Origin of the sequence: Aequorivita xiaoshiensis (assembly GCF_022008395.1) — a bacterium.
Classification (GTDB): domain Bacteria; phylum Bacteroidota; class Bacteroidia; order Flavobacteriales; family Flavobacteriaceae; genus Aequorivita; species Aequorivita xiaoshiensis.
Window position 1 is genome coordinate 706,453 of record NZ_JAIRBB010000001.1, and the last position, 22,661, is coordinate 729,113.

At 34.6% G+C, this 22,661-nt stretch carries 21 protein-coding genes, 1 tRNA gene and 1 pseudogene; 14 read left to right on the forward strand and 9 right to left on the reverse strand.

Annotated features, from left to right (window positions below; genetic code table 11):
* Window positions 1-100: 100 nt before the first annotated feature.
* From K8344_RS03160 to K8344_RS03170, 3 genes are all read right to left on the reverse strand, one after another.
* The gene (locus tag K8344_RS03160; RefSeq protein WP_237606837.1) at window positions 101-781 is read right to left on the reverse strand and encodes an HD domain-containing protein; all 681 of its coding nucleotides are present in this window, start codon (window positions 779-781) and stop codon (window positions 101-103) included.
* Between the two features lie 169 nt (window positions 782-950).
* Window positions 951-1,694 (reverse strand): lysophospholipid acyltransferase family protein, encoded by a 744-nt coding sequence (locus K8344_RS03165; protein WP_139854358.1) that lies wholly within the window; start codon window positions 1,692-1,694, stop codon window positions 951-953.
* A gap of 320 nt (window positions 1,695-2,014) precedes the next feature.
* Window positions 2,015-2,425, reverse strand: a complete 411-nt coding sequence (locus tag K8344_RS03170) for a BrxA/BrxB family bacilliredoxin (RefSeq protein ID WP_139854360.1) — start codon at window positions 2,423-2,425, stop codon at window positions 2,015-2,017.
* Window positions 2,426-2,701: 276 nt separating this feature from the next.
* Here K8344_RS03170 and K8344_RS03175 point away from each other — a divergent pair, with 276 nt between their 5' ends.
* The 4 genes from K8344_RS03175 to K8344_RS03190 all read left to right on the forward strand — a co-directional run bounded on the left by K8344_RS03175 (window position 2,702) and on the right by K8344_RS03190 (window position 7,224).
* Entirely contained in the window at window positions 2,702-3,433 is a 732-nt protein-coding gene (locus K8344_RS03175; protein ID WP_237606838.1) for a TerB family tellurite resistance protein, read from the forward strand.
* Window positions 3,434-3,538: 105 nt separating this feature from the next.
* Window positions 3,539-3,766 (forward strand): hypothetical protein, encoded by a 228-nt coding sequence (locus tag K8344_RS03180; RefSeq protein WP_139854364.1) that lies wholly within the window; start codon window positions 3,539-3,541, stop codon window positions 3,764-3,766.
* Between the two features lie 9 nt (window positions 3,767-3,775).
* Window positions 3,776-4,561: a GLPGLI family protein gene (locus K8344_RS03185; RefSeq protein WP_139854366.1), complete on the forward strand. Its 786-nt coding sequence runs from the start codon at window positions 3,776-3,778 to the stop codon at window positions 4,559-4,561.
* Window positions 4,546-7,224 carry a carboxypeptidase-like regulatory domain-containing protein gene (locus tag K8344_RS03190; RefSeq protein ID WP_237606839.1) on the forward strand — a complete coding sequence of 893 codons (2,679 nt, stop codon included), beginning with the start codon at window positions 4,546-4,548 and terminating at the stop codon, window positions 7,222-7,224. Before K8344_RS03185 ends, K8344_RS03190 begins: the two co-directional genes overlap by 16 nt.
* Window positions 7,225-7,241: 17 nt before the next feature.
* Here K8344_RS03190 and K8344_RS03195 read toward each other — a convergent pair whose 3' ends face one another.
* Together K8344_RS03195 and K8344_RS03200 are read right to left on the reverse strand one after the other, a co-directional pair.
* On the reverse strand, window positions 7,242-7,559 hold the full coding sequence (locus tag K8344_RS03195; protein ID WP_139854370.1) for a hypothetical protein: 318 nt from the start codon (window positions 7,557-7,559) through the stop codon (window positions 7,242-7,244).
* A gap of 56 nt (window positions 7,560-7,615) precedes the next feature.
* Window positions 7,616-9,061, reverse strand: a complete 1,446-nt coding sequence (locus K8344_RS03200; RefSeq protein WP_237606840.1) for a leucyl aminopeptidase family protein — start codon at window positions 9,059-9,061, stop codon at window positions 7,616-7,618.
* Window positions 9,062-9,257: 196 nt separating this feature from the next.
* Here K8344_RS03200 and K8344_RS03205 point away from each other — a divergent pair, with 196 nt between their 5' ends.
* From K8344_RS03205 to K8344_RS03235, 7 genes and pseudogenes are all read left to right on the forward strand, one after another.
* On the forward strand, window positions 9,258-9,911 hold the full coding sequence (locus K8344_RS03205) for a metal-dependent transcriptional regulator (RefSeq protein WP_139854442.1): 654 nt from the start codon (window positions 9,258-9,260) through the stop codon (window positions 9,909-9,911).
* A 43-nt stretch (window positions 9,912-9,954) separates the two neighbouring features.
* On the forward strand, window positions 9,955-10,863 hold the full coding sequence (locus K8344_RS03210; protein WP_237606841.1) for a metal ABC transporter solute-binding protein, Zn/Mn family: 909 nt from the start codon (window positions 9,955-9,957) through the stop codon (window positions 10,861-10,863).
* A 141-nt stretch (window positions 10,864-11,004) separates the two neighbouring features.
* The gene (locus tag K8344_RS03215; RefSeq protein WP_139854376.1) at window positions 11,005-11,742 is read left to right on the forward strand and encodes a metal ABC transporter ATP-binding protein; all 738 of its coding nucleotides are present in this window, start codon (window positions 11,005-11,007) and stop codon (window positions 11,740-11,742) included.
* Between the two features lie 88 nt (window positions 11,743-11,830).
* Window positions 11,831-12,190 (forward strand): annotated as a pseudogene (locus K8344_RS03220) (four helix bundle protein).
* 41 nt (window positions 12,191-12,231) lie between these two features.
* Window positions 12,232-13,356, forward strand: coding sequence for a metal ABC transporter permease (locus tag K8344_RS03225; protein ID WP_237606842.1), 1,125 nt, complete (start codon window positions 12,232-12,234; stop codon window positions 13,354-13,356).
* Window positions 13,349-14,509: a metal ABC transporter permease gene (locus K8344_RS03230; protein WP_237606843.1), complete on the forward strand. Its 1,161-nt coding sequence runs from the start codon at window positions 13,349-13,351 to the stop codon at window positions 14,507-14,509. Before K8344_RS03225 ends, K8344_RS03230 begins: the two co-directional genes overlap by 8 nt.
* Window positions 14,510-14,649: 140 nt before the next feature.
* Window positions 14,650-15,063, forward strand: coding sequence for a hypothetical protein (locus K8344_RS03235; RefSeq protein ID WP_237606844.1), 414 nt, complete (start codon window positions 14,650-14,652; stop codon window positions 15,061-15,063).
* Between the two features lie 212 nt (window positions 15,064-15,275).
* Here the strand turns inward: K8344_RS03235 and K8344_RS03240 are convergent, their stop codons facing one another.
* The 4 genes from K8344_RS03240 to K8344_RS03255 form a co-directional block, all read right to left on the reverse strand.
* Entirely contained in the window at window positions 15,276-15,422 is a 147-nt protein-coding gene (locus tag K8344_RS03240; protein WP_237606845.1) for a hypothetical protein, read from the reverse strand.
* A gap of 107 nt (window positions 15,423-15,529) precedes the next feature.
* Window positions 15,530-17,629, reverse strand: coding sequence for a ferrous iron transport protein B (feoB, locus tag K8344_RS03245; RefSeq protein WP_237606846.1), 2,100 nt, complete (start codon window positions 17,627-17,629; stop codon window positions 15,530-15,532).
* A 40-nt stretch (window positions 17,630-17,669) separates the two neighbouring features.
* Window positions 17,670-17,894, reverse strand: coding sequence for a FeoA domain-containing protein (locus K8344_RS03250; protein ID WP_165145882.1), 225 nt, complete (start codon window positions 17,892-17,894; stop codon window positions 17,670-17,672).
* A gap of 176 nt (window positions 17,895-18,070) precedes the next feature.
* On the reverse strand, window positions 18,071-18,745 hold the full coding sequence (locus K8344_RS03255) for an SCO family protein (protein WP_237606847.1): 675 nt from the start codon (window positions 18,743-18,745) through the stop codon (window positions 18,071-18,073).
* A 123-nt stretch (window positions 18,746-18,868) separates the two neighbouring features.
* Between K8344_RS03255 and K8344_RS03260 the strand changes: the two genes are divergently transcribed.
* From K8344_RS03260 to K8344_RS03270, 3 genes are all read left to right on the forward strand, one after another.
* Entirely contained in the window at window positions 18,869-20,800 is a 1,932-nt protein-coding gene (locus K8344_RS03260; RefSeq protein ID WP_237606848.1) for a M1 family metallopeptidase, read from the forward strand.
* Between the two features lie 228 nt (window positions 20,801-21,028).
* Complete coding sequence (gene rseP, locus K8344_RS03265; protein WP_237606849.1) at window positions 21,029-22,354, forward strand: RIP metalloprotease RseP; 1,326 nt, start codon at window positions 21,029-21,031, stop codon at window positions 22,352-22,354.
* Between the two features lie 162 nt (window positions 22,355-22,516).
* A tRNA-Asn gene (locus K8344_RS03270) sits at window positions 22,517-22,590 on the forward strand.
* The last annotated feature ends 71 nt before the right edge of the window (window positions 22,591-22,661 follow it).

Here is a 22,661-nt window from a genome sequence, read left to right on the forward strand (position 1 = left end):
ACCTATTGGACGTCAAGTTTGATAGGTTTTTTCATTTGTTTGCGTTCTTCACGCCTTTGCGGTAATTATTTCACCGCAGAGACACAGAGGACGCATAGTTTTATTTTTTACCATTCCATTCTGCGTAGAATTGTTCCAGAAATGTTTCCATAAACACGTGTCTTTCTATCGCAATTTTACGTCCGGTTTCGGTGTTCATTCTATCTTTTAGAAGCAAAAGTTTTTCGTAGAAATGGTTAATAGTGGGAGCGTTAGAGGCTTTGTATTCCGAAGGAGACATATTTAATTTTGGTGTTATTTCGGGGTCGTAGAGTTTTCTATTCTTGAAACCTCCGTAATTAAAAGTACGAGCGATTCCAATTGCTCCTAGGGCGTCTAATCTATCTGCATCTTGTACAACTTCGAGTTCTAGGGAACTGAATTTCTGAGTTTTATTACCTCCACTAAATGAAACATTTTCTATGATTTTCACCACGTGCTCGATGATTTCTTCGCCAACGTTTTGGGTTTTTAAAAACTCTCTCGCTTTTTTTGGCCCAACAGTATCATCTCCATTGTGAAATTTTGAGTCAGCTATATCGTGCAGCAAAGCTCCTAAGGCAACTACAATCTTATCAACTTTTTCGCCTTCGGAAATATGTATTGAATTTTTGTAAACCCTTTCAATATGAAACCAATCGTGTCCGCCTTCTGCATCTTTCAATTCATCCTTAACAAATGCAATTGTATTGCGGATTATTTCTTCTACTGAAGCGTCGTCGAAAATGGATGTTGAAGTCATTATTTTAAAAATTAATCAAAGTGTAAACAATAGGTAGCAATCTTGGGAAGGAGATTGTAGGCTTTCTTCGTATTCATCATTTAAATACGATAATTTAAGTGTTTCTAAGTTTAATTTCTAGGCTCTAGCGGCAGAGCGAGTTTAGCTTCTTTTCAAAAAACACTAGCTTTTATTTATGAATCTTTGACACCACAGTCTCTTCCACCTGGTCGATTAGGGCCTCAACTTCATAATCCGAAATTTTTAATGCTGGGTGGGCAATTAGCTCTAAACAAACCCCCATTTGAATTGGGAACATCCCGTTGCGCTGTAATTTCCAAGAATTATTGATAGTAACGGGAACTACATATCCTTCAGGGATTTTTTTGAAAAGGGTTTGCAATCCAGTTCTTCTAAATGGCTTTGGAACTCCGGTTTTACTTCGTGTTCCCTCAGGAAATATAACTCCACTTCGATTGTGCTGTTGAAGATATTTTGAAAACTTAACCATTTCAACAATAGCTTGTCTCGGATTTTTTCTGTCAATTAAAATCGAGCCCCCATGACGCAAATTGTAGGAAATAGAAGGGATTCCTTTACCCAATTCTATTTTTGAAATAAACTTAGGGTGATACCTTCGCAAGTACCAACTTATCGGCGAAATATCCCACATACTTTGATGATTGGAAACAATTATAATAGGTACGTTAATAGGAATATTATTACTTATCTCAACGTGAAATCTAGTTCCAACAGCGTGCAGACAACGCAGGATTGTCCAGTTAAAAATATCGACAGTTTTTTTATGTGCTGAGTATCCAAACCAATTAAAAGCAACCCATTGAATAGGGTGAAAAATCAATATTGTAATACCGAAAAGCAGGTAAAACAATACTGTAAAAGGATAACTAATAATTTTTAAAAGTGTTTTCATTGGTTGTCAAAAGTAAGAAAACCGCCTTAATTAAGACGGTTTTTGTATTCGCTTATTTTCAGTTCTCCTTTTTGAAAAACTTTATTTTTTGGACTTCGACTTGTTCTTTAGTGTGTTTCGGTCTAAATAAATATAATTATAAACGCTAACGATAATAATTAGTAGCCAAAAGCCTCTATAAAGCCAGTTGTTTACTTCCTTCCCTAACAAATACGAAACACTAGGGTTTTCATACAAGTTGTAAGCTATGCTCCCAAAGCTAAAATGCCTATAACTATGGTTAAGGGTTTGTTCAGCTTAATCACCGGATGTATTTCTGTTTAGCAATATTCGTTATATGCATTTTTAAGGTTTTCAGCAATCATATCAGCTGGTCTCCCTTCAATGTGATGACGCTCTAACATATGTACTAATTCACCATTTTTGAATAATGCCATAGATGGTGAGCTAGGAGGAAAAGGAACCATTTGTGCTCTTGCAGCATCTACAGCTTCACGGTCAACTCCTGCAAATACAGTTACAAGGTTATCTGGTTTTTTATCGTTTTGAAGAGACATAGCAGCACCTGGACGAGCATTAGCAGCTGCACATCCGCAAACAGAGTTAACAACTACTAAAGTAGTTCCTTCTTTTTTTAGTGCTTCTTCAACGTCGTTTGCTGTATATAATTCGGAAAAACCTACTTTAGTTAGGTCCTCACGCATTGGTTTTACTAGTTCTGCTGGGTACATAATATTTCTTTTTTAAGTGTATTAAATTTTTGATGCAAAGATACTAATTCTTATCTAGAAAAGTTCCAAATAACAAAATCCAAATCCCAAAAAATCCCAAATTGTAATCTCGAAACTTTAAAGGTCTAGAAAATCTTAAATAGTGATATTTTTTAGAATTTTATACTTATTTGGATTTTGGGTTTTGAAGTTTGGTGGTTTTCCTTTATTTGAAATTTGAGTTTTGTTTTTTTAATTCAGTACTTTTGTCGCTTCAAAAAAACAAATTTCACGTTTATGCTTCGTTGGTTATTAGCCATTTTAGGTTATTTTTTATACCGTTTTCCAGGTGCAATTGCAGGATTTTTTATTGGAAGTCTCTTGGATAACATAAGCGTAAGAGGTAAAACTTTTCAAACTTCTTTTGGATCTACACGCCAACAAGTTACGCCAGCCGATTTTGAGTTAAACTTACTTTCCTTAGCTTCATTAGTGATTAAGGCCGACGGGAAAGTGAGTCAGACAGAGTTAGACTTTGTAAGGCAGTATTTTGTTCAAGCTTACGGGAAAGATCGGGCAAATGCCACTTTTAGAGTTTTTAACGAAGTAATTAAAAACAGAGAGATTTCTGCCCAAACTATCGGCACGCTTCTACGCCAACGGACGCGTTATGAAAGTAGATTGCAGATTCTTCATTTTTTGTTCAGTATTGCCAATGCAGACGGCACTGTTTCTACTGCTGAGGTTAATGAAATAAACAGGATTTCTGGTTTCTTAGGGGTTTTTGCTCGTGATTTTGAGAGTATTAAAGCAATGTTCTTTAAAAATCCAGACAGTGCTTATAAAATTCTTGAAATAGACCGAAATGCTACGCCGGCAGAAATTAAAGCTGCCTACCGCACCATGGTTAAAAAATACCATCCCGATAAACTCACGCATCTTGATGAAGCTCACCGCAGAGGTGGGGAAGAAAAGTTCAAAAAAGTTCAGGAGGCTTACGAGCAGATTCAGAAGGAGCGCGGGTTTTAAAATAAATCATAAAAAAGTGTTAAAAATTTTTGTTTTTGTAAAAAAAAAAGGATATGTTTACACAGTTGCAACATAACTGAATATAAATCTTTAGTTTTAAACATTATGAAAAAATTATTTTTTACATTAGCATTTTGTTTGTTTTCATTGGGAGCATTTGCAGCAAATAGTACTTTAATAGAAAACAATGAAAAAACTGATCGGATTGAATTAATTACAGAAACAGAAAATTTAATTTCCGATAATTGTGAAATTTTAGTAACCGTTATTACGACAATTAATCACGGTACTTGGATAGAAGTGATTGTAGAAACTTTTACACTTCCATGCTAAATATCTAGTATGAAATATTTTTTATTATTTTTTTTAATCGTTTCGGTTTCTTATGCACAAACAGGAAAAATTGTCTATTCATCGGTATTGAATTTTGGTGGAGGTCAAGTTAACAAAACTAAGAATAATCTTTTTTTTACTAAAGATGCTTCTATTTATCAACCTCAGCTAAAACGTAATAATAAAACCGAGAAAGATCAAAATACAAAAGAAGATGCAGGAAATAATAGAAATGTTGAAATAAACATTAAAGTAGGGACGGATGAAATTGGAAATTTATATTATAATAATTTACATAGTCGTACAATAACATGTAGAGAACCAATATATAATAACAGTGTTCTAAAGTACTATCTTTATGATGACAACGCTTCTATAAAGTGGGTATTGCTCGATGAATTTAAAGGTATATCTGGCTATAATTGTCAAAAAGCTACTACAACTTTCAGAGGCAGAAATTATGAAGCTTGGTTTACAAGTGAAATACCGCTCTCTTTCGGTCCGTGGAAATTTAGTGGGTTACCAGGCTTGATTCTGGAAGTTTATGATTTAACAGGCGAAGTATATTTTAGCTCAGAACATATACAAATACCATTTAAAAATGCAGAGAGTAAAGTTCAAAAACCTTCTGTTGATACTATTCTTGAACATCGAGAGTTTATTGAAAAATCTAACAAGGCATCATCTACTGTTATACAGGCGATGCGTGCACGCTTACCTAAAGGTGCAAAACTTGTTTCATCTGAAATCAAAAGAAATGGTATTGAATTAGAATACGAGTGGGACACAGAATAAAGAAATATTTCATATTGATTATAAATTGCCTGGTACTTTCGTTATCGGGCAATTTTGCTTATTCCCAAAGCCTTGTTTCTGGAACGGTTTCAGATACTTTACAAAAACCCATTCCCTATGTAAATGTTTTTTTAAAAGCTCAAAATGAGGATGGCATAATTGCTTTTACCACTACACAAGAAAATGGTAGCTATGAACTAATAACGGATAAAGTTGGCAATTTTGAACTGACATTTAGTTCCATTTCGTTTCAAAAAAAGACAGAAGTGCTCTCCTTAGAAAAAGGTAAAAACTACAATCTCAACGTGGTTTTAAAAGAAGAGACCTTTTCACTGGACGAGGTAATAATAAATTCTGAAAAGGCAATAACCATAAAAAAAGACACTATTATTTTTAAGGCAGACGCTTTTAAAAAAGGAAATGAAGAATCTGTAGAAGACCTCTTAAAAAATATTCCAGGCATAACAGTGGAAAATGATGGAAAAATAAAAGTAGGTGGCAAAGAGATTGAAAAAGTAATGATAGAAGGCGATGATCTTTTTGAAAAAGGATATAAAACACTTACAAAAAACCTAGACGCTTCAGTAATTAATAAAGTTGAGGTTTATGAAAAATACTCAAACAATCGTTTATTAAAAGGGATTGAAGATAGCGACCGGGTAGCATTAAACCTTACTTTAAAAAATGATGTGAAAAACAAATTATTCGGTTCTCTTAAGCCTGGATACGGTCTAGGTTTTGAAAACAGATATGATGCCAGTGCAAATATTATTTCCTTTAGAAAAAAAGATAAATTTTATGGCTTTACCAATTTCAACAATGTTGGTTTAGAGACCACGGCAGCCCTTTCGGAAATGATGGATTCGGGAGAAGGAAATGAACTTGGCAGTACAGCGAAGACTCAAACAGCAGCATCATTTATTAACTTGATAAATCACAAACCAGATGTTGGCGAGGAGCGTACCAATTTCAACAATGCCGAAATGGCCTCCCTAAGCGATATTTATACCATAAGCCCAAAATTAAAATTAAAGACCATCGGGTTCTTAAATTGGGACGAAAACGATTTCTTCCGAAAATCTACGGATACCTATTTTTTACCGACAGGAGATTTTACTACCACAGAAGATTATAGACTTTACGGAAAAACATTCTCAGGATTTGCAAACACACAATTAACCTATGACAAATCCAAAACCGAAATAATAGAATATTCTGGAAAATACAGTGGCAATCGTACTCGAACCAATACTTCGCTCCAGTTTAACTCAGATCTTTCCAATGAAAACTTAAACGAAGATCCATTTACAATAGATCAAAGATTTAAATACATCAACAAATTAAAAGCGAATCAAGCCCTGCTTATAAATGGATATTATGTTCATTCGGATAATCCGCAAAACTATGGGAACAATCGATTTTTGTTTGAGGATTTATTTCAGAATGACAATCAAATTATCGGCGTTTTCCAAGAAAGTAGGCAGGCTTTAAATACTGCCGGTTTTGATGCCGGTTTATTTACTAGAAGAACAAATAATGATTTGTGGGAAGCAAAAGTTGGCTTGGATTATACTTATAACGACTATAACTCTGTTTTTAAGCTTGACGGTATTGATAAAAAACCCGAAGAGTTTCAGAATAATTCAAAATATAAAGAATTCAATATCTTTTTTGAACCGTCGTATCGATTAAAATTGGGTTCGGTGGCGCTTACGGGGAATGTACATTTCGCAAAGCACTTTAACCATCTAGAAGCTGAGGATCAAAACCTTGATTCATCACCATTCTTTATCAATCCAAAAATAACTGTAGACTGGGAATTGAACAAAACCAACCGCATTCTTTCCTTTTTTAAATATGAAAGCAAAAACCCCTCCTTAAGAAGTGTTCAGAATGGATATGTACTTATCCAATACAATCGATTTTCAAAGGGCTTGGAAAATATTGAACCTTTAAGATCCAGTACCTTCTATTTAAATTATACCTTAGGCACTATATTAAGTGTTTTTTATGCGAACACTTCATTTATCTATGTGAAAAATTATGATTACCTCGGTTCTAAATCGGTGATTACGCCAGACTACACTTTAAATGAATTAATACGTTTAAAGGATAAGGATTTTATAAGTTTCCAGACAGATTCCAATATTTATCTCCAGTGGTTAGCTTCAAACATAAAACTGAAATTGGGATATAACAAACAGAATTTTCAGAATAGCGTAAATGGTAATTTGCGAAAGGTAAGCTCTTCAACCTTTAATTATGGCGGCGAATTAAGATCTGCTTTTATAGGGCCACTCAATTTCCATATTGGAACAGAATGGTTTAATAGCGAATACAAAACCACCATAAAACAGAAAAATATTACAAACCGAACCTTTTTGGATATAGTGTACCAGCCATTGGAAAAGCTAAATCTCTCTTTGAATTCGTCTAGGAATTATTTTTCAAATTTGGATAAAGATAATAATACCTATTACTTTATGGACTTTGAAGGGAAGTATCAAATCATAAAAAACAGACTTTCTTTATCATTGGTTGGAAAAAACCTGTTGAACACCAAAACTTTTAGAAACATCAATATTGACGATACAGGAATTTTTAAATCCGAATATCAACTTTTGCCGAGATTTCTTCTATTAAAAGCGAACATTCGCTTATAGAAATTAATTCTCTACAATTAAAAACTTCTATATTTCCTCCTCGTTTTTTCTTTTTCCAGTTGTCTTTCAATTATCAAACGCGCCAAAGTTTCTCCGGCAGATTCTTTTTCTGCATTTTCGGCAAGTGCGGCCACAGCTTTTTCTTGTGAAATATCAATTCGATATAAAATAGCTATTAGTTTATTATAATCGCTTAACATTAAAGAGTTCAAATAACCAGCTAATTTTTCTTTTAGCTCTTCATACGATCGATCTTTAATGGAACCAAGTTTCTCTGAGGCAACTATTTCATAGCTCCATCGCAAAGCTTTTATTTTATCATCATCTTTTTTCAAACCACCAAAGTTTTATAATTCCTAAAGAGTCAGAAATCAAAAATTAAAACTTCATCTTAATTACCTTCTTTAGCTCTCAACTTTATAAAATCGTATAAAAGTCGAACACCAACTCCAGTTCCTCCCGAAGGATTAGAACCTTGCGCATCTTTTAAGAATGCAGGACCAGCGATGTCTAAGTGTATCCAATCGTAATCAGTAAAGTGCTCTAGAAATTTCCCCGCTGTACTAGCACCCCCTACTGGACCTCCAATGTTTTTTAAATCGGCAACATCACTCTTAAGAAGTTCTTCAAACTCTTTCCAAAACGGTAGCTGAATAAGACGTTCGTAGGTGTTTTCTCCGGCTTGTTTTAATTCATCCATTTTCTCCTGCTTATTTCCAGCCATGGCTATTCCAAAAGGTCCAGTAATGGCCGCAGCTGCACCGGTTAAGGTTGCCATATCCACTACAAGTTCAGGTTTATATTGTTTGGCATAAGATAAAGCGTCTGCTAAAATAAGTCTACCTTCAGCATCTGTGTTTTGAATTTCTACCGTGGTGCCATCCATCATTGTGATAACATCATCCACTAAAAGCGCTTTTCCATCGATTTTATTATCAGTAGCAGGTACAAGTCCAATTACATAATATGGAAGTTCGTTTTTAGCTACAGCTGCCATTATTCCAACCACAGTTGCTGCTCCACCCATATCCGATTTCATAGTAGACATATGTCCTCCCGTTTTTAAGGAATACCCTCCAGTGTCGAAAGTCACACCTTTACCTACCAGAACAAGCGGTTGCTTATTACTAGCATTCTTAGGTTTATAGGTCATAATGTTAAAAGTAGGAGGAACTTCCGAACCTTGGTTTACACCTAAAAGTCCGCCCATACCTAATTCCACTATTTTATCCTTTTGAAGAACTTCAACGTCAAAACCGTACTTTTTTCCTGCTTCAGCTATTCTTTCAGAAAACATAACCGAATCCAATTTATTTGGCGGCTCATTTACTAATGTTCGAGTTAATGCAACCCCGTTAATTAAATTAGTTACTTGAGTGAGAGAGGTTTCGGAAAATTCGTCATTTGAAACATAAACTTTCAATTCTTTGTTTTCTTTCTTTTTAAGGTAAGGGTTGAATTTATAACTCCCCATAAGTAGACCTTCTAAAAAGGAGTTTTTTGACTTATCTGTCAAACTGTTTAAGCCTTCCAGAATAGAAATTTCAGAATTTTCTTTTGCTAATGCTTTGTAAAGAGAAATTCCGAGTTTTCTATTTTTTTCAGCATCGTCAGTGGTAGCAATCACCCAAAAGCTTTGTGAATCTTCAAATGTGGTAATAATTTCATCTTTTTCATTTTTGAAAATTGAAGTAATCTTTTTCGATAACGAAGAATTTAGATTGTGCTTCTCCAATTGTTTTTCTTCAGAAATGAAAACAACCTTTGCTGCGTCTTTAGAGGTATTATTAGTTGAATTATAAGAGATTAATTCAAGGTTTAAATAAGAGTTTTTCAAGTCGATCAAGTTTTTAAATTAAAAAATCAATATACACATTTTTGATGTTTTGGATAGTGAATACAGTGAGTATTTTGAACTTGAATTTACTGTGTAATAGAAGCAAATGAGCATCATTAGACTACAACTTTTAGATTAATCTAAATATATTTTTTAAACCAAAAAAATTATATCTTTGCATAAACTTAATTTTGTTATGACTTTTGCGGAAGAAAACTATTTAAAGGCGATTTTTCATTTAGAACTAGAAAGCCAAGGAGAAGTTAGTACTAATGCTATTGCAGAGAGTATGGAAACAAAACCTTCGTCGGTGACTGATATGGTTCAAAAACTGGCTGAAAAGAAAATGCTTGTTTACAAACGATATAAAGGAGCTCAGCTAACTGAAAAAGGTAGAAAAATTGCTGCAGATGTAATTAGAAAACATCGACTTTGGGAGGTTTTTTTAGTTGAAAAGCTCAATTTTCATTGGGATGAAGTTCACGACATTGCAGAACAATTAGAGCATATTAAAAGTGAGGAATTAATTAATCGTTTAGACGATTTTTTGGGGAACCCAGACTTCGATCCTCACGGGGATCCTATTCCAAACGAGCAGGGAGTAATGAAGCGAACAGAGAAAAAGCTGCTTTCCGAATTAAAGAAAAATCAAATAGGTATTTGTGTTGGTGTTAAAGAAAGCTCAGGGGAGTTTTTGCAATACTTAGATAAAAAAAATATCAGTATAGGCACAAGAATTACGGTAATGGGGAAAGAATTTTTTGATGGCTCAATGGTTATTGAAGTTCAAAATGAAAACTTCTTTATATCAAAAACAATTGCCGATAACCTGTACGTACAGACAAGTTAAGGTTTGTTTACTATATAAAATAGCTCAAAAAATATTATAAATAATGAAGAAAATTTTAATAATCGGTTTAGCTATACTTCTCTTTGGCTGCAAAAATGCTGCGGAGGATAATGGTAAAATTAAAGTGGTAACTACTACAACTATGCTTACCGATTTAGTGAAAAATATTGGTGGTGATGCCGTTCAGGTGGAGGGTTTGATGGGCGCTGGAGTAGATCCGCATTTATATAAAGCAAGTGAAGGCGATGTTTCAAAACTCTACAATGCCGAGATAATATTTTACAGCGGTTTGCATTTAGAAGGAAAACTAGTAGATGTATTTGAGCGAATGGAAGCTAGTGGTAAAAAAACTATCGGGTTGGGGGAGTTCATTAATAAAGACGAATTGATTTCCTCCAAATTATTTGCTTCCAATTACGATCCACACGTTTGGTTTAATATTCAGTTTTTTAAGCAGTTTGCGAATAAAGTAACTGACGTATTATCTGAAGCACATCCAGAAAAATTAGATTATTTCAGTGAAAACAATCGGGTTTATCAAGAAAAACTCGATGCGTTAGAAATTGAAGTCAAAGACAAGATTGAAACCCTTCCGAAGGAGAAAAGAATATTAGTGACGGCTCACGACGCTTTTAATTACTTCGGAAATAAATACGGCTTTGAAGTGGTAGGTCTTCAAGGACTTTCTACAGCTACAGAAGCTGGAGTGCAAGATGTTCAAAGACTATCAGATTTTATTATCAACAATAAAGTTCAAGCGATTTTCATAGAAAGTTCTGTTCCGCGTCGTACTATTGAAGCCCTTCGTGAAGCCGTTCTTTCAAAAAATCACGATGTCACTATTGGAGGGTCTTTATATAGTGATGCTCTTGGAAATCCAGGGACCGAAGAAGGAACATATATTGGAATGTTTAAGTACAATGTGAATACAATAGTGGAAGCGCTGCGATAGTTTTGAAATCGAAATCGAAAACGAAAACGAAATCAATGAAAATGGATTCTTTAAGTATAGAAAAGTAGTTCAAGACTTCGTCGCGGGCCTTCTTGCGATGTTCTGATCTTGCTGAAGAATTGGCCTAAATATTTAAATAATATGAATGAAAAATTAGCGATAAGTGTTGACGACCTCACGGTTGCTTACAACTATAAACCTGTACTATGGGATATAGATCTGGAGGTACCCGAAGGTGTGCTAATGGCTATAGTTGGCCCTAATGGTGCGGGAAAATCCACTTTAATTAAATCTATTTTAGGGATAATAAAGCCCATTGCAGGGAGTATTTCAATTTTCGGAAAACCTTACGATAAGCAACGTAAGCTTGTAGCTTATGTGCCTCAAAAAGGAAGTGTAGATTGGGATTTTCCTACAACAGCCTTAGATGTTGTGTTGATGGGCACCTATGGCAGTTTAGGTTGGATAAAACGCCCTGGGCAAAAAGAAAAGAAAGCTGCTCTTGAAGCCTTGGAAAAGGTGGGCATGCTTTCATTTAAAAGTAGGCAAATTAGTCAGTTAAGTGGAGGACAGCAACAGCGAATATTCTTGGCACGAGCTTTAGTTCAAAACGCTTCTATATACTTTATGGACGAACCTTTTCAAGGTGTGGATGCCACAACGGAAATTGCAATTATCAATATTTTAAAAGAATTACGAAAAGCCGGTAAAACTCTCGTTGTAGTTCATCACGATCTACAGACCGTTCCAGAATATTTTGATTGGGTAACTTTTTTAAACGTGAAGAAAATTGCAACAGGCCCCGTGAAAGATATTTTTAATGATGATAACCTGACAAAAACCTACGGGATTAATTACAAGGTGGCGGTTAATAAATAGAGGATAAGGGTCTTTAGTCGTTAGTCTTTAGTCGTTAGTTTAATGTTGAATGTATATTAGTGATCAGGATAATTTTAATTAATTCACTATGGAAGAAGTAAAATTTAGTTTTGAGGAATTGCGAGTTTATCAAAAGTCATTAGATTTTGTTGATGAAGTTTATAAAATTACCAAGGAATTTCCTAACGACGAACGTTTTGGTTTAACAACTCAATATCGAAGAGCAGCACAGTCTATTGCGTTAAATATTGCAGAATGAGCAGGAGATACAGATGCACAGTTTAATAGGTTTTTAAATGTCGCTCAAGGCTCCATTAAAGAATGTGTTGTATGTTCAACAATTGCAACCAGACAAAAATTTATTACTACTGAAACTAATAATGAGACTCGATTAACACTTTCGCAAATAGCAAAAATGACTACAAATCTTCAAAAATATTTGAAGTAAATTTTAATTTTTCAAATTACAAGACCAAAGACCAAAGACCAATGTCAATAAGTGAATATTTTAATCTACTCTGGACCGATTATACCCTGCGAACTATTACGTTGGGGACTGCGGTGTTGGGGGCTATTTGCGGGATGTTAGGGAGTTTTGCAGTGCTTCGAAAGCAAAGTCTGTTAGGAGATGCAATTTCGCACGCAGCTTTACCAGGAATCGCAATTGCTTTTTTAATTACGGGTTCAAAGGACACTTACATTTTATTATTGGGAGCATTAATTTGTGGGTTGATAGGAACTTTCTGGATACGAGGTATCACAACAAAAACCCACCTAAAGAGTGATACTGCACTGGGATTGGTGTTGTCGTTGTTTTTTGGTTTTGGAATGTTGTTGCTTACTTATATTCAAAAACAACCTAATGCCAATCAAGCAGGATTAGATAAATATTTATTTGGACAAGCAGCTACACTAGTTGAAAGTGATGTGTTCATAATGATTGGTGTTACAGGAGTGTGTTTAATAATACTTCTGCTTTTCTGGAAAGAATTTAAAATAATGCTTTTTGATATGGATTACACTAAAACCCTAGGGTTTAATGTGCGATTTATCGATTCACTTATTACGTTTTTCATTGTTTTGGCTATTGTTCTCGGACTTCAAACAGTGGGAGTGGTATTGATGAGCGCAATGCTATTGGCGCCTGCTGCTGCTGCTAGACAATGGACAAATAGTCTAGGCACTATGGTAATTTTAGCGGCTATAATTGGCGCTTTAGCAGGAATATTCGGAACTGCAATTAGCGCAACTCAAAACAACCTATCCACAGGACCAGTAATTGTATTAGTAGCCGCAGTATTCGTATTGTTTTCATTTATCTTCTCACCAGGTAGAGGAATTCTATTTAGAGAAATCCGATTTAGACAAAACAGAAATGACTTACAATTGAAGAAAACACTTCAGTTTATGTACGATATTGCAAAAACACATCAAAATATTTCACACCCACACGCCATTCGTATTTTGAATAATTTCCAAGGATTTTCTAAAAATTCCCTTCGTAAAATGGAAGAAAAAGAATGGATAACATTAAAAGGCCAAGAGTGGTCTTTGACCAATATTGGATTTGAAGAAGCTAAAAACTTGTATAACCAACAATTAAAAGATGAGTAATCCACAGCTGGAAATACAACTAATCGCAGCTATTGTCGCAGTTGCATGTGCTATACCTGGAGTTTTTCTAGTTCTTAGGAAAATGGCATTAATAAGCGATGCTATTAGTCACTCAATTTTACCTGGAATTGTAATTGGATTTTTCATCACTCAAGATTTAAACTCGCCTTTACTTATATTATTCGCTGCGCTTACAGGAGTCATAACCGTGATTCTTGTTGAGGTAATTCAAAAAACGGGCTTAGTGAAGGAAGATACAGCCATAGGTTTAGTTTTTCCTACTATGTTTAGTATTGGGGTTATTTTAATTGCCAAAAACGCCAACGATATACACTTAGATGTAGATGCTGTTCTATTAGGAGAACTTGCCTTTGCCCCTTTCGATAGAATGTTGATTTCAGGAATGGATATGGGGCCAAAATCACTTTGGGTGATGGGCGGAGTTTTACTAGTTTCTATAACACTTCTAATTCTGTTTTTTAAAGAATTAAAGGTGAGTACTTTCGACGTAGGATTATCCTCAGCCTTAGGGTTTTCACCAGTAGTTTTGCACTATGGGCTTATGTCTGTTTCTTCGATAACTATAGTTGGTGCTTTTGATGCAGTAGGGGCTATTTTGGTAGTAGCCTTGATGATTGCACCCGCAGCAACTGCCTATTTGCTTACAAACGATTTAAAACGAATGTTGGTTTTGTCTGTTGTGTTTGGGGTTTTTTCAGCAATAGCTGGATATTGGTTGGCACATTTATTGGATGCTTCTATATCGGGTTCTATGACCACTGTTTTAGGAATTGTTTTTCTACTTGTCTATTTATTAGCACCTAAAAAAGGTTTGATTTCTGTTTTATACAGACAAAAACAACAGCGAACAGAAGTTTCGTTGATTACTTTTTTATTGCATTTGAATAATCACTCAGAAAAGAGCGAACGTCATATAAATCATTTGCAGGAACACATAAACTGGCAAAAAGTTAGATCGAAATCTGTGGTGGATTTGGCGTTAAAAAATAATATGATCACCATTGACAACAACATTGTTTCCCTTACTAAAAAAGGAAAGGAATTTACTGGCAAAGCCCTAGATTATATCCTTACAAATAGAGACGATAAAATTGAAAATATAAAGGATGATTTCTTTTTATTCAGAGGGTAAGTTTCAGGTTTGTACGAGTGTTTGCAATGTGTTATGAAGGAAAATAAAAAGCAAAACAAACAATTGTATTTACCCGATTAACTAAAAAACAAGAAGTAAACTATTTTTATTTATCTTTAAAAATTATAAAATTCACAACTATGAAAAACTCATTATTCGCTATATTAATTCTTATTTCAAGTCTTTCTTTTGGACAAGATTCACCTAAAACTCCTAAAATAGGGGTAAAGGTACCAGAAGGTGAAACGGTAGTTTTAAAAGGTGTTTCAGTAAAATTTCTAGAAGTGATTGAAGATTCTCGTTGTCCTGAAGGAGTGAACTGTATTTGGGCAGGAAGAGCTATTGTAAAAGCTGAAGTAACTTCAAATGGGAAAACCGAGGAAGTAACCTTGATTTTTGGTGAAACAAGACCTGGCGAAGAAAAAAACACAAACCTTTTTACTTCAGATAAATTTGTAATTAATGGTTTAACGCTAAATCCTTATCCAACATCTGAAAGTACTGGAAAAGATACTAGTTATGTTTTGTTGGTTTGTGAGGAGAAGAATAATTAATGACACCCACAATCATTATTACCACATTTGGTTTTTCCACCGTCTAAGGTATTGCCAGAGTTTTGGCGTGCTTCAAAAATAGGGTTCCAGACAAACTTTTTAAGCAAAAAGCCTGCTGCTAAAGAAAACGTGATTAAAACTAAGATTGTTTGCATAGTACAAAGATACGGAAAAGCCTATAAGTATCATAGGCAGCACTTGTTCAACAAAAATTAATGAAAACTACATTTACTGCAGTCGGAATGATCTCCAGTTTTATATTTTGAAGTTTTATTTGTTTTAAAAGGATTCCAAATAAATGTTGTAATTAAAAATCCAACTGCAAGTAAAAATGCTATTATTACTAGTATTGTTTGCATAATATTTTATTTTTAAAATTATTACTTTACCCCTTCCACCATCTATTTCTGCTTCGCAGAATAGATGCCACCTTCCCCTGAAATAGGGGAAGGTGCTAGCAGGGAAATTACCTCAAGAACTGGTAAGCAGCTAGAGACACTACATAAGCAATAACAGTCATTACAACTAACTGCCACATAGGCCATTTCCAACTGTTGGTTTCTTTTTTTACAATGGCAAGCGTACTCATACATTGCATTGCAAAGGCATAAAATAACAGCAACGAAATTCCACTAGCAAAATTAAATAATGGCCCGCCCAAAACTGGGTTTACTTCAGCTGCCATTCTGCTTTTTATAGTTTGTTCGTCATCACTACCCACGCTGTAAATTGTAGCTAGCGTTCCTACAAATACTTCTCTTGCAGCAAATGAGCTCACTAAGGCAATCCCTATTTTCCAATCGTAGCCTAAAGGCCTTACGGCTGGTTCTATAAAATGTCCTACATGACCGATATAGGAGTGCTCAAGTTTGAAAGAATTTATATGCATTTCTAAATCATCATCCGATAGATTTTGAGAAGCGTATTCACTTTTTACAATTTCCTCTGCATCATTAAAATCTCCTGGGCCATATGAAGCTAAAACCCAAAGAATAATGGAGATAGCCAAAATAATTTTACCAGCTCCAAAAACAAAAGCTTTGGTTTTTTCAATTACTGTGATTATTACATTTTTCGCTAATGGTACTTTATAGTTTGGCATTTCAACTACAAAGAAACTCTTGCTCCTAACTTTCAAAATTTTATCTAGAATATAGGCCGAAAAAATCGCGGCGCCAAATCCCAAAATATACATAAACATTAAGGTTAGACCTTGTAAACTGAAAATACCAAGAACCCTTGTATCGGGAATTACCAAAGAGATAATTATTAAATAAACAGGAAGTCGGGCAGAACATGTTGTAAAAGGTGTAACCAAAATTGTGATTAGGCGTTCCTTCCAATTCTCAATATTTCGTGTGGCCATTATTGCAGGAATAGCACATGCAGTACCCGCTACTAAAGGCACCACGCTTTTTCCGCTAAGACCAAAACGTCGCATAAGTTTGTCCATTAGAAAAACCACACGACTCATATACCCCGTTTCTTCTAAAATTGAAATAAATAGAAATAGAAAGGCTATCTGTGGGATAAATATTACAATTCCTCCCAAGCCAGGAATAACTCCTTCTGCAATTAAACTTGAGAAATCGCCCGGAGGTAATGTGTTTTTCGCCCATTCACTCAAAGATGCGAACGAACTATCTATAAAGTCCATAGGGTATGCACTCCAATCAAAAATTGCTTGAAAAATTAATAGGAGAATTCCGAAGAAAATAACATAACCCCAAACTTTATGAGTTAAAAGTCTATCCAACCTACTTCTTAAATCCTTCGCCTTAGCAGTATCGATATGCAGCGTTTCTTTTAAGGTTTCATTTATAAACTTATAGCGCGCAATAGTTTCTTTCTGCTGAAGGCGTTTAAGATTACTTGTAGATTCAGTTTTGAAGGAAGCTACTCCTTGCAATTCGTTTCGGTCTAATTTTCCAAAGTTTACATCTTGAGTAATTACAAGCCAAAGTTTATAAAGATCCTGGTTTGGAAAAGCTTTTTGCAATCTATCGAAATACTCAGGGGCAATATTAGATGCATGCAAGCAAGGTTTAGTAGGAAGCTGATTGTAATTTTCAATTAGTTCTTTTAGGTAATCGAATCCAAGATTTTTTCTTGAACTGATAAGTGCAATTTTTGTGTTTAATTTCTTCTCAAGTAACGGAACATCAAGTGTGATTGCTTTACGATTCATCCTATCCGACATATTAATTGCTAGAATCGTAGGGATTCCTAAGTCTTTAATCTGGGTGAAAAGTAAAAGATTTCGCTTCAGGTTTTCTACATCGGCAACTACCACAGCAACATCGGGAAAATCCTTATCATTTTTGTTTAAAAGAAGTTCGATAACAACATTTTCGTCTAAAGAAGAGGCGTTTAGGCTGTAAGTTCCAGGCAAATCTAGAATATGAACTTTACAGTTACGTCCAAATTTGCAGGTACCTTCTTTCTTTTCAACAGTAATTCCAGGGTAGTTTCCCACTTTTTGGTTCATCCCAGTCAACCTATTAAAAACGGAGGTTTTTCCGGTATTTGGATTTCCAATAAGTGCTACATTAATTTGTTTGGCCATATTTCAGCTCCATTAACTTGGTGTGAATGCAGTTTTGATATTAAATCAGTTCAATCTCAATTTTAGAAGCCATTTCTAAACGGATAGCTAAATGACTTCCGTTAATGTTTAAATACAATGGATCTCTAAAAGGGGCAATTTGAACCAAGGTAACTTCATTGCCAGGAAGACAGCCCATTTCTAATAGCTTCAACGGAACTACATCAACAGAAAATTCTTTGATAATACCGCGTTGCCCTTTCTTTAAAGATGCGATTGTTAGCACTTCTATTTATTTAGATTGAATTTAAACAAGGCAAAAGTAAGTTTTTTAATTCAGAATTTAGAACTCCGGAATCAGAAAAATTTGATGTCTTTTTTAAGAATTCACAACTACGTTGTTTTCTCTTGTAAGCTCAAAAAGAAAGCTTTCAGAAGTTTTACTATTGAATTCCCACAAAACTATTTTTCTGAATATTCCTTTTTTAAAACTTCAATATCATGAAGAAGGGTTTCAATAGCTTCAGGATCTGTACCGTCATAAAACCCGCGGATGCGTTTCTTTTTATCAACGAGTACGAAGTTTTCGGTGTGAATTAAATCGTACTCTTCATAAGGAACGTCTTTGGCAGCCAGGTACGATTTTCTCGCGAGGTCGTAAATTTCTTTTTTATCTCCTGTAACTAAATTCCACTTAGCATCATTAACTCCTTTTTCAACGGCATATTTTTTAAGTTGAGGCACGCTATCTATTTCAGGGGTAACAGTATGAGATAGCAATAAAATATCATCGTCGTTTTTTAATTCTTCTTGAATTTTAACCATGTGGTCTGTCATAATTGGGCAGATGGTTTGGCACGTAGTAAAAAAGAAGTCGGCCACATAAATTTTATCGGCATAATCCTCTTGTGTTACCGTTTTTCCATTTTGGTTTATAAGGCTAAAATCGGCTATAGTGTGGTATTTTTTTACGTATTGCATGGTGGTGTCTACCAATTCTGCAGTAACATCGGCAGGTTGATAAACGCGTAGCACTTCTTGCGGTTTCATTACAGAGTATATAATGGTAATTATGATAATCGAAATGATAAGAAAAACAATCCCGAAGAATTTATACTTCTTAAAAAAAGTAAGCATATCGTAATATTTTAGACTGATGATTTATATTAAACCGCAAAAATAAGCCCTAAAACTATCAAAATGAATACATTTAACACCTTAATTTAGCTGTATTCTGTCACCACTTTTAATATCACAGAAATGAAATATTTAATTCTTCCATTTTTCCTATTTATATCCTTCATTGCATTTTCGCAAAATCATTATTTGAACGAAATAAGTGAAGCCGAAGCAAAATCGGCAAGGGGTCACTTTGCGCCAGAACGCAATATGAATACCGGTAATTACGATTTAAAATATGCTCGTTTAGAATTAAATGTAAATCCTACTCAAGCTTATATAAGTGGAAAAGTTACTTCACATTTCGAAGCAAAAGAAAACATGAGTTCCATTGTGTTTGAATTGGTCGATAATATGACCGTTTCAGAAGTAAAACAAAGAGGAGTTTCACTTTCATTCAGCCAAAACAGTAATGATGAGGTTGTAATTACACTACCGCAGATTCAAAATCAAGGTGTTTTAGATTCACTGTCTATAAGTTACTCAGGCAACCCAATAAGTTCTGGCTTTGGATCTTTTGAAATAGCAACTCATCAAGGCGATCCTGTTTTATGGACTTTATCGGAACCTTTTGGAGCTAAAGCTTGGTGGCCTTGTAAGCAAGACTTAATAGACAAAATAGATTTGCTTGATGTATATCTCACAACACCTCGAAATAATCCTTCAAACGAAGAATATATTGCGGTTTCTAATGGATTAGAAATGGGGCAGACGGTAAATGGAAATTTTAAAACCACTCATTTTCGTCATCAATATCCAATTCCAGCATATTTAGTTGCCATTGCAGTAACAAACTACACAGTGTATTCGCATACTGTTGCTAACAATGGAAATCCCTTTGAAATAGTAAATTATGTTTATCCAGAAGATTTAAGTTATGTGCAAACTCAAACCCCTGTTACGGTTGATATCATGAATCTTTTTGCCGACAAGTTTGAGCCGTATCCATACGCTGAAGAAAAATATGGTCACGCTCAATTTGGTTGGGGTGGAGGTATGGAACATACAACTGTTTCTTTTATGGGTGGATTTTCTCGTGGGTTGATAGCTCACGAATTGGGGCACCAATGGTTTGGAAATAAAGTTACTTGTGGAAGCTGGCAAGATATCTGGTTAAATGAAGGTTTTGCAACATATATGTCGGGAATGGTAGTAGAAAGTCTTGACGGCTCTAGTGCTTTTAATAGTTGGAAACAAGACCAAACTTCCTACATTACCGATGCTCCAAATGGGTCGGTTTATATTCCTGCTCAAGATACTACTACTGTAGGTCGTATTTTTAACAGCAGGCTTTCCTATAGCAAAGGAGCAATGGTAATTCATATGCTTCGGAAAAAATTAGGAGATGCAGTATTTTTTCAAGGCTTACAAGATTATTTGTCAGATCCATTACTTTCTTATGGATACGCAAAAACGCCTGATTTAATTAGAAACTTAGAAAATGCAAGCGGTGAAAACCTTTCCGAATTTTTTGATGATTGGGTTTATGGCGAAGGGTATCCAAGTTTTAATATCAGTTGGAATCAAACATCTACAGGGAGTATTAATGTGAGAATAAATCAGTCGCAAAGTCATTCCTCTGTATCTTATTTTGAAGTTCCTGTGCCTTTGCGATTGTCAGGGACGCAAGGTGAAACATTAGACATTATTCTTGATAATACTTTTAATGGGCAAAACTTTCAGCCTTCCGTGAATTTTACCGTGCAAAACGTTCAATTCGATCCTGAAAACGATATTATTTCAAGAAATGACCAAGTAATTTTAGGTGTTAATGATTTCACTTTAGAAAATCAAATTGTATTGTATCCAAACCCTACCTCTGGCAAAATAAATTTGAATAAATCTGAATCTCTCCAAGTTTCTCAAGTTAGAATATTTAACGCCCTGGGGCAATTGCTTTATGCTGAGGCCTATTCAGAAAACATTAATGTTTCAAGCTTACCAAGTGGAATTTTGTTTTTTCAACTAGAAACTTCCAAAAGAGTTATCAATAAAACTATAGTGAAAAAGTAGTTGGTATCATTCAAAAGCTATTGAGGTTATACAGTTAAATTTCGTTAATTAATAACAAGTAACACAACTGCTTATTTTTTTTGCAAGTTCTAAAAGATTACTTTTGTGCGATTTTTCAATGGAGCTATATATACACTGCTCAGAAAAATTGAAGAATTGGTTCGATTTTTGACTATGAGTCCTGTTCAAAATCGCGACTATTTTATATAAATATCTATTCAAGAAATTATGAGTCCATTTGCTGTTAAAGCTATACAATTACTTTTAAGTCTTTCATTGTTAATTGTCCTTCACGAGCTAGGACATTTCATTCCCGCAAAACTTTTTAAAACTAGAGTTGAAAAATTCTATCTTTTCTTTGACGTGAAATTTTCACTTTTCAAAAAGAAAATTGGTGAAACCGTTTACGGAATCGGTTGGTTGCCCTTAGGAGGTTATGTAAAAATATCCGGAATGATAGACGAGAGTATGGATAAGGAACAGATGGCACAACCGCCACAACCTTGGGAATTCCGAAGTAAACCAACTTGGCAGCGATTAATTATTATGCTCGGAGGGGTTACAGTAAACATTATTGTTGGTTTTGTTATTTATATGAGTCTTCTGTATTTCAACGGAAGTAGTATTACTACCAACGAAGATATTCCTCAAGGTTTTGCAGTTACAGAGCAATTTGAAGAATACGGTTTCCGAAATGGTGATCATATCTTAAAAGTAAATGGCGAGCCATTTGAAGATGTTATGAAAATTAACAAGTATATGTTTTTACGCGACGTTTCATCGGTTGAGGTAAAACATGCAGATGGAACTATTGAAACAATTTCAGTACCTGATGATGCTGGAACAAAAATGTTTCAGAATGACACGCATTTTCCTTTTCTTCCAAGAACATCAACTGTAATAGATACCGTACTTGCAGATCATCCTGCTGGTAAAGCAGGGTTTTTAAAGAACGATAAAATTATTGCTGTTAATGGAACAAACATCAAATATTATGATGAGTTTCAAAAGTTACTATCTAAGAATGATGAAAATATTATAGTTGTTGAAAGGAATAACGGTCAAGATACTTTAAGAGTTAAGCCTAATGAGAAAGGTTTAATAGGAATTAATGTATCTAGAAAAGAAGTTATTTCACAAGTGGGTCAGACTAAAGTGGAATATACTCTAGGTGAAAGTATTGTTGGTGGCTTTGGATACGGTTACAATACGCTGAAGGATTATGCATCGCAATTTAAATATGTATTCACTAAGAAAGGTGCTACTAAGGTTGGTGGTTTTGGAGCCATTGGTAACCTTTTCCCAGAAGCTTGGGATTGGGTTAGGTTTTGGGAAACAACTGCGCTTATATCTATTATATTAGCGTTTATGAACATTCTACCTATTCCTGCTTTGGATGGAGGGCATGTAATGTTTTTATTATATGAAATGATTTCAGGCAGAAAACCTAACGATAAGTTTATGGAGTATGCGCAAATGGTTGGATTTTTCATATTAATTGCTTTGGTTCTTTTCGCCAATGGAAATGACATATATCGCTGGTTATTTGAATAATAGAAACCTGCAAGCTTAAGCAGAAAAATAAAAAAGTTAAAATTTTTAAATTTTTTTATTTTTTTATTTTGATGAATGTAAAAAAGGCTTATATTTGCACCCGCCTACGCAATCTAAGGGATTGTAAAAGCAAGCAAAAGCTAGCAAAGGCAAGACATAAATTCCTCTTTAGCTCAGTTGGTTAGAGCATCTGACTGTTAATCAGAGGGTCCTTGGTTCGAGCCCAAGAAGAGGAGCAAACAAACCCAGACAACCGTCTGGGTTTTTTGTTTTGTATTATTATGGAATACTGTGTTTACATATTACA

Coding starts and splice junctions, on each gene's coding strand:
- K8344_RS03160 (WP_237606837.1), bottom strand. CDS start 781: ATGACTTCAACATCCATTTTCGACGACGCTTCAGTAGAAGAAATAATC.
- K8344_RS03165 (WP_139854358.1), bottom strand. CDS start 1,694: ATGAAAACACTTTTAAAAATTATTAGTTATCCTTTTACAGTATTGTTT.
- K8344_RS03170 (WP_139854360.1), bottom strand. CDS start 2,425: ATGTACCCAGCAGAACTAGTAAAACCAATGCGTGAGGACCTAACTAAA.
- K8344_RS03175 (WP_237606838.1), top strand. CDS start 2,702: ATGCTTCGTTGGTTATTAGCCATTTTAGGTTATTTTTTATACCGTTTT.
- K8344_RS03180 (WP_139854364.1), top strand. CDS start 3,539: ATGAAAAAATTATTTTTTACATTAGCATTTTGTTTGTTTTCATTGGGA.
- K8344_RS03185 (WP_139854366.1), top strand. CDS start 3,776: ATGAAATATTTTTTATTATTTTTTTTAATCGTTTCGGTTTCTTATGCA.
- K8344_RS03205 (WP_139854442.1), top strand. CDS start 9,258: ATGACTTTTGCGGAAGAAAACTATTTAAAGGCGATTTTTCATTTAGAA.
- K8344_RS03210 (WP_237606841.1), top strand. CDS start 9,955: ATGAAGAAAATTTTAATAATCGGTTTAGCTATACTTCTCTTTGGCTGC.
- K8344_RS03215 (WP_139854376.1), top strand. CDS start 11,005: ATGAATGAAAAATTAGCGATAAGTGTTGACGACCTCACGGTTGCTTAC.
- K8344_RS03225 (WP_237606842.1), top strand. CDS start 12,232: ATGTCAATAAGTGAATATTTTAATCTACTCTGGACCGATTATACCCTG.
- K8344_RS03230 (WP_237606843.1), top strand. CDS start 13,349: ATGAGTAATCCACAGCTGGAAATACAACTAATCGCAGCTATTGTCGCA.
- K8344_RS03235 (WP_237606844.1), top strand. CDS start 14,650: ATGAAAAACTCATTATTCGCTATATTAATTCTTATTTCAAGTCTTTCT.
- K8344_RS03240 (WP_237606845.1), bottom strand. CDS start 15,422: ATGCAAACAATACTAGTAATAATAGCATTTTTACTTGCAGTTGGATTT.
- feoB (WP_237606846.1), bottom strand. CDS start 17,629: ATGGCCAAACAAATTAATGTAGCACTTATTGGAAATCCAAATACCGGA.
- K8344_RS03255 (WP_237606847.1), bottom strand. CDS start 18,745: ATGCTTACTTTTTTTAAGAAGTATAAATTCTTCGGGATTGTTTTTCTT.
- K8344_RS03260 (WP_237606848.1), top strand. CDS start 18,869: ATGAAATATTTAATTCTTCCATTTTTCCTATTTATATCCTTCATTGCA.
- rseP (WP_237606849.1), top strand. CDS start 21,029: ATGAGTCCATTTGCTGTTAAAGCTATACAATTACTTTTAAGTCTTTCA.